This window comes from uncultured Granulicatella sp. (genome assembly GCF_963515095.1).
Taxonomy (GTDB): Bacteria; Bacillota; Bacilli; order Lactobacillales; family Aerococcaceae; genus Granulicatella.
In genome coordinates, this window is the sequence record NZ_CAUPXD010000049.1 from 1 (window position 1) to 6069 (window position 6069).

The window sequence follows — 6069 nt, forward strand, 5'->3', positions numbered from 1 at the left end:
TCGCACACCTGTACTAAACTAATTTTTTCGGGACATTTTAACTTGCGCTTGACAGCAAAAGCTCGGGCGATTTAAATGAATTCTGTCAAACACAAATAATCATATCCAGGTAATGTTACAAATTATGACGATTTAAATGAAAATTAGCCGTCAATTCTTTTACGAACGATTCGGCTAATTTCTCTTTAACGATTTAACATTTTTTCTAATTCTACTTGTGTGAACGGTGTTGCTTCATCTTCATGAACACGTTCGATATTTGCGCCTAATGCACGTAGTTTATGATGGAATTGATAATATCCACGATCTAAGTATTTTAACTCAGTGACACGTGTGTAACCTTTTGCCACCATACCCGCAATAATTAAGGCTGCGGCTGCACGTAAGTCCGTTGCTTTTACTTGAGCACCTTGTAATTGTGACTCTTGATTCATCACTGCAGTTCTACCTTCAATCTTAAACTCCGCATTCATACGGCGTAATTCTTCTAAATGATTGAAACGATTTTCAAACACTGTTTCTGTCATTGTACTCACACCTGAGGCTAGTAATTGAACAATTGTCATCTGAGCTTGCATATCTGTTGGGAATCCTGGATGTGGTAATGTCTTCACATCTGTTGGTTTTAATGTTTCCGGTCCAATGACACGAATTCCATTTTCTTCTTCAATAAATTGAACACCCATTTCAGATAGTTTAGAAATTAATGGTTGATTATGTTCTGCAATTGCATCTTCAACAAAAACATCTCCCCCAGTAACAGCTGCAGCAACCATAAATGTTCCTGCTTCAATTCTATCAGGGATAATCGAATGAATTGTTCCTTCTAAATGGTCTACTCCTTCGATACGAATATTTTCAGTACCCGCACCAATAATTTTCGCACCCATTTTATTTAAAATGTTTGCTAAATCGACAATTTCAGGCTCTCTTGCTACATTTTCTAATAGAGTCGTACCTTTCGCTAATGTAGCTGCCATCATTAGGTTTTGAGTTGCTCCAACTGATGGGAAATCCATATAAATTCTTGCACCCACTAATTGATCTGCATGAGCTTCTACATAGCCATCTGCTTGGGTAATAGTTGCACCCATTGCTTCAAAACCTTTTAAATGCAAATCAATCGGACGAGTCCCAATCGCACACCCACCTGGCATTGCAACACGAGCATGACCAAATCTAGCTAAAAGAGGTCCCATTACAACGATTGACGCACGCATTTTACTCACAAATTCAAATGCTGCTGTTGTTTGAATATTTTTTGTAGCATTTAACGTAATTGATTTTTCCTCTTCATCAAAAGTGCTTGTGACATTTAAACTATTTAATACCGCTAACATTGTATGCACATCCGATAAATTCGGTACATTTGTAAGATGCGTTACTCCATACTCTGCTAAAATACTTGCTGCTAAAATTGGAAGCACAGCATTTTTTGCTCCCTCTACTTTTACTGATCCATTTAGACGTGTACCACCTTGTACAATCATCTTTTCCATTCTACAAACCTCCAAGGTTACTTAGTCGTAATGAATTGAACGATTGAATTGATTAAATCTGATATCGTGAAAATTGCATTAGTAGCCCCTACTCCTAAAAGAAGTGCCACTAATAGTATGAATAGTCTTGCTTGTTCAATTCGTTTTTTTAATATGATTTTTTCTAAATTGATGCATTGAAGTGACCAAAAGGCAATAACAATCATTCCTAATGTAAGCACCAATCGTACGATCTGTATATATTCCGTCATATAAATCTCCTATCTTTTATAGAGATTCTGCTTTTCTATCTTACCATACTTTTCATGAAAATAAAAGGACGGATGGCTTGAATCATTTAATGAAAAACACCCCCGTTTTTCTCGAGGGTGTCGTATGACATTTCATAAAACGGATTTCGTTTATTCTTCGTCTTTTTTCTTAACAGGGAGGATGAATCTAGCTTTTTATCCAAATAATCTAAACAGAATTTTTTGGCTCCTCTTGAATAATTTAAACCACATATTCTCCCTCTTTAAAACACAAAAAAACCTTTCTCGAAATCGAGAAAGGTTTGAGAATTGTCTTCTTATTTGAGACCGTATTTTTTGTTGAAACGATCCACACGTCCGTCTGCTTGTGTGAATTTTTGACGACCTGTATAGAATGGGTGAGAATCTGAAGTGATCTCAACACGTAATAATGGGTATTCGTTACCATCTTCCCATTGTACAGTTTCGTTTGATGATTTTGTTGAACCTGATAAGAATTTGAATCCAGTAGTTGTATCCATGAAAACAACTGGACGATATTCTGGGTGAATTCCTTGTTTCATTTTCTATTCCTCCTGCCCTGAATTATTGCCTAATCCAGAGTTATTTATTTTTATGCATAAAGCAACACAAGTATAATAGCATGCTTAGACCTAGAATGCAACTATTTTTGTTAGGTTTGATGGATTTTCTTAGTATAAAATTTTCAACCAAACTCTCCCTAATCCCCTAGTTCTAAACCAGGCATTGCATTTACATCCATCGCTGCAAAATCTTGTTCTAACCATTTTGAATAAGCTGCTGCACCAATCATTGCAGCATTGTCGCCACATAAATTCATTGGAGGAATGGAGAATGTTACAGTTGGATAATGACTTTGCATCATCTCTTGTAATCCTGTTCTAAGTCCACGGTTTGCTGCGACTCCTCCTGCTAATACAAATTGCTTCACAGGATATTCTTGTAGTGCACGTTTACTTTTTTCCACTAATACTTCTACAACACTTGCTTGGAAACTTGCCGCAACATTTTCTGGCATAATTTCTTCGCCTTTTTGTTTCGCATTATGAATTCGGTTGATAACTGCTGACTTTAATCCACTAAAACTAAAGTCATAATGATCTTCATGAATCATTGCTCTTGGAAAATCATAGACATCTTCTCCAATATGTGCTAATTCATCCATTTTCTTTCCACCTGGATAAGGTAAATTTAAAATTCTTCCTATCTTATCATAGGCTTCTCCAGCTGCATCATCTCGTGTTTCTCCAATAATTTCAAACTGTCCGTCTTGTGGCATATACACTAATTCTGTATGTCCACCGCTAACAACTAATGCCATTAATGGAAATTGTAAAGGTTCAATTAATTGGTTTGCATAAATATGTCCTGCCATATGGTTGACGGCAATTAATGGCTTGTTCGCTGCTAGTGCTACTGCTTTTGCAGCTGAAATCCCGATTAATAAAGCTCCTACTAATCCTGGACCAATCGTCACTGCTACTGCATCGATTTCTTCCATTGTTTTTCCAGCTTGCACTAATGCTTCTTCAATCACTTGCGTAATTTGTTCCACATGATGACGGCTTGCAATTTCTGGTACAACTCCTCCAAATCGCATATGACTTTTGATTTGAGAAGCGACAATGTTTGATAATAACGTACGGCCATTAACAACAACTGCTGCACTTGTTTCATCACAGCTACTTTCAATGGCTAATATAACGACTTCCTTTGTCATTGTTCACATGCTCCTTTCTTGAGTTCTAATCGATAGAGTAAGGCATCTTCTAATGGATCTGTATAGTAATCACGTCTTCTGTGATAACACTCAAATCCTAAAATTTCATATAATTGTTGAGCACGATGGTTAAATTCTCGTACTTCTAAAAATACTGTTGCGACTTCTTGTATTCCTAAATCATAACACGCCATTTGCCATAAACGTTGAGCAAGTCCTTTCCCTTGGAATCCTGTATGAATCACAATATTCGTAATCGTTGCTTCATCTAAGACGACTTGCATCCCAACAAATCCAATTAAAGTATCCACATGATACACGCCATAATAAGCTCCATGTTCAGAAGCAATATCTTCTTGGAAAGCTTTTGCACTCCAATGTCCAGGATGTTTATAATGTTGTTGCACTAATTGGTATAACTGTTCTGCCACCTCATCTTCAACCGTTAATCGTTTAAACGAAAACTCTGATGAGGAGAAAGATTCTGGTGTTTTAGGGGGTAATGGATAAGTCATCAGTACTGCATCCTCTACTTCATTTTTATAATATTTTTCTTTGTATCCTGTTTGAATAAATCCAAATTTTTCATATAAACGAATCGCCTTTTTATTGGAAACTCTAACTTCTAGGGAAATGGAATCTTTTTCTAAAAATCGTGCATACTTTTCTAATTGCTTCATTAATAAGGTCGCACATCCTAAAAATCGTACATCCGAATGAACAGCAATATTTGTAATATGAAGATCCTCCGTTGTCAGCCTTGCACCAATAAACGCTTGAATTTCATCATCTAGTTCAAGAACGATATAAATGGCTTTTGTATTATATGTTAAATCTTCTGCAAAAGCATCTCTTTCCCAAGGTGGATTTCCCATATATGCTTCTTCTTCTACATAGGCAATTGCATCAATATCTTCGATAGTCGCAAGACGAATGGTTGCAATGAATCCATTAGATAAAGGGATTCGTTTTAATTGCTGTGGCAATTGCGTTACGATAAAGTCTCCTACAGGAATTGCTTGTTCTGCTAATCTTTCTAATTGTTGCCATAAAGATTGCGTCCAATCCTTACAGACGCTCCACATAGTTTGTCTCCTGTTCTTCTTGATGGCCCGCTTTCCAATTTTCTTCTGCTTCTGCTAATTTTAAATACGTCGGTACAAAAACATCTGCATCTTCTTCTGGTGCATCTTGTGCTAATTTATCAAAGAGTCCGGCATGAGCAATGGCATCATTTTCTTTAGCAAATACCACTTTATCTCCTAATTTCTCTACAACCATCTCTTTTTGTGAATCAGTCAATTGTCCTACAAAATATAGAGGAGTTTCATAAGTAGCTAACTTTTCTAACCAACCAACCCAAGAAATATGACGTTCTGTAGCTATCAATTGTGGAAACTGTTGACTCACTTGATAAAGACCGGTAAAAATATTATCTCTACGAGCATCAAAAAATGGAACAACATAGGCTCCCTCAGGCACAGATTCTACAACATTTGCTACAATCGCTTGTAAACTGGAAACAGCTTTTAGCGGAATATGCAATGTCTTCGCAAGAGTTTTCGCAACTGTTACTCCAATTCTAAGTCCAGTATACGAACCTGGTCCTTTGGCAACAATCACACCTGTTAGTTCTTGCATACTGACTTGACTTTCTTGAAGTACTGCTTGAATTGCCGGCATTAGTTTGACACTATGTTGTAAAGTGTCTGAAACTGTTTGTTCAACAATCGTTCCCTCATCTTTGACAATGGCAACCGATAAAGTTTTATTTGAGGTATCAATAGCCAATACGGGCATAGAGCACTTCCTTTCTAATTTTTTGTATAAAAAGTGTGAAGGAGGGCAAGTCGTGCTACCCTTTACACTTTTACCCTCTTCAATCATTTATTTAATCACACATTGTTTGAATACGGCTCAGAAAGATTGAATCGACGTGCGTTTCAGTTCGATTCAGAGCATCTTTCTTCGCATCTTATTATTAGTACGCTCTAGCAATCCATACTGTTTGTGTTGCTGGTTTGCCTGAAACGATACATGTTTCTTTTTTCACTGGTGGGTTGAATGGGATATTACGAGTCGTAAATCCAGTTTCTTCTTTGATTTTCGCTTCTGTTTCTTCTGTTCCATCCCAACCAACTAATACCCAACCAGGTACTTCGCCAGCTTCACGTTTTGCTTCAATATGAGCTTTTAATTCATCTAAAGTATCAATGTTTGTATATTCATTAGAAGCACGCATTGCACGAGCTGTTTCTAATAAACGTCCTTGCATTTTCTCTAATTCAGCTTGAATTGTTTCTACTAACACATCAAAACCTACCGCAACTTTTTCATCTAAGTCACGCATTTTTGTCATTACTTGATTATTTTCTAAGTCACGTGGTCCACATTCAATACGCATTGGCACTCCACGTAATTCCCATTCATTGAATTTGAATCCTGGTGAGTTGTCTGTATCATCAATTTTCACACGTAAGCCTGCTGCTTTTAATTGTTGTTGTAATTCTTCTAATTTTTCTAAGATAGCTGGATTTTTCTTCCATGGTCCAACTGGAATTAAAACTACTTGTGTTGG

Annotated in this window: 7 protein-coding genes; all 7 read right to left on the bottom strand. The window is 36.8% G+C overall.

The window, feature by feature from the left end; all coding sequences use genetic code 11:
• Nucleotides 1–185 precede the first annotated feature (185 nt).
• Nucleotides 186–1499: a UDP-N-acetylglucosamine 1-carboxyvinyltransferase gene (gene murA, locus RWL86_RS08070; protein WP_314078688.1), complete on the bottom strand. Its 1314-nt coding sequence runs from the start codon at nucleotides 1497–1499 to the stop codon at nucleotides 186–188.
• A 17-nt stretch (nucleotides 1500–1516) separates the two neighbouring features.
• Nucleotides 1517–1750: a DUF1146 domain-containing protein gene (locus RWL86_RS08075; RefSeq protein WP_314078690.1), complete on the bottom strand. Its 234-nt coding sequence runs from the start codon at nucleotides 1748–1750 to the stop codon at nucleotides 1517–1519.
• Nucleotides 1751–2067: 317 nt separating this feature from the next.
• Nucleotides 2068–2313 carry a type B 50S ribosomal protein L31 gene (locus RWL86_RS08080; RefSeq protein WP_006703870.1) on the bottom strand — a complete coding sequence of 82 codons (246 nt, stop codon included), beginning with the start codon at nucleotides 2311–2313 and terminating at the stop codon, nucleotides 2068–2070.
• Between the two features lie 158 nt (nucleotides 2314–2471).
• On the bottom strand, nucleotides 2472–3491 hold the full coding sequence (tsaD, locus tag RWL86_RS08085) for a tRNA (adenosine(37)-N6)-threonylcarbamoyltransferase complex transferase subunit TsaD (protein ID WP_314078693.1): 1020 nt from the start codon (nucleotides 3489–3491) through the stop codon (nucleotides 2472–2474).
• The gene (gene rimI, locus RWL86_RS08090; RefSeq protein ID WP_314078694.1) at nucleotides 3488–4576 is read right to left on the bottom strand and encodes a ribosomal protein S18-alanine N-acetyltransferase; all 1089 of its coding nucleotides are present in this window, start codon (nucleotides 4574–4576) and stop codon (nucleotides 3488–3490) included. Before rimI ends, tsaD begins: the two co-directional genes overlap by 4 nt.
• Nucleotides 4560–5291 (bottom strand): tRNA (adenosine(37)-N6)-threonylcarbamoyltransferase complex dimerization subunit type 1 TsaB, encoded by a 732-nt coding sequence (tsaB, locus tag RWL86_RS08095; RefSeq protein WP_314078697.1) that lies wholly within the window; start codon nucleotides 5289–5291, stop codon nucleotides 4560–4562. The genes rimI and tsaB overlap by 17 nt, the downstream gene beginning before the upstream one ends.
• Before the next feature lie 181 nt (nucleotides 5292–5472).
• On the bottom strand, nucleotides 5473–6069 hold a 597-nt coding region (locus tag RWL86_RS08100), incomplete at its 5' end, for a His/Gly/Thr/Pro-type tRNA ligase C-terminal domain-containing protein (RefSeq protein WP_314078700.1).

What these genes read in the sequence shown, in the direction of transcription:
- murA (WP_314078688.1), bottom strand. Translation starts at nt 1,499, where the DNA reads ATGGAAAAGATGATTGTACAAGGTGGTACACGTCTAAATGGATCAGTA.
- RWL86_RS08075 (WP_314078690.1), bottom strand. Translation starts at nt 1,750, where the DNA reads ATGACGGAATATATACAGATCGTACGATTGGTGCTTACATTAGGAATG.
- RWL86_RS08080 (WP_006703870.1), bottom strand. Translation starts at nt 2,313, where the DNA reads ATGAAACAAGGAATTCACCCAGAATATCGTCCAGTTGTTTTCATGGAT.
- tsaD (WP_314078693.1), bottom strand. Translation starts at nt 3,491, where the DNA reads ATGACAAAGGAAGTCGTTATATTAGCCATTGAAAGTAGCTGTGATGAA.
- rimI (WP_314078694.1), bottom strand. Translation starts at nt 4,576, where the DNA reads ATGTGGAGCGTCTGTAAGGATTGGACGCAATCTTTATGGCAACAATTA.
- tsaB (WP_314078697.1), bottom strand. Translation starts at nt 5,291, where the DNA reads ATGCCCGTATTGGCTATTGATACCTCAAATAAAACTTTATCGGTTGCC.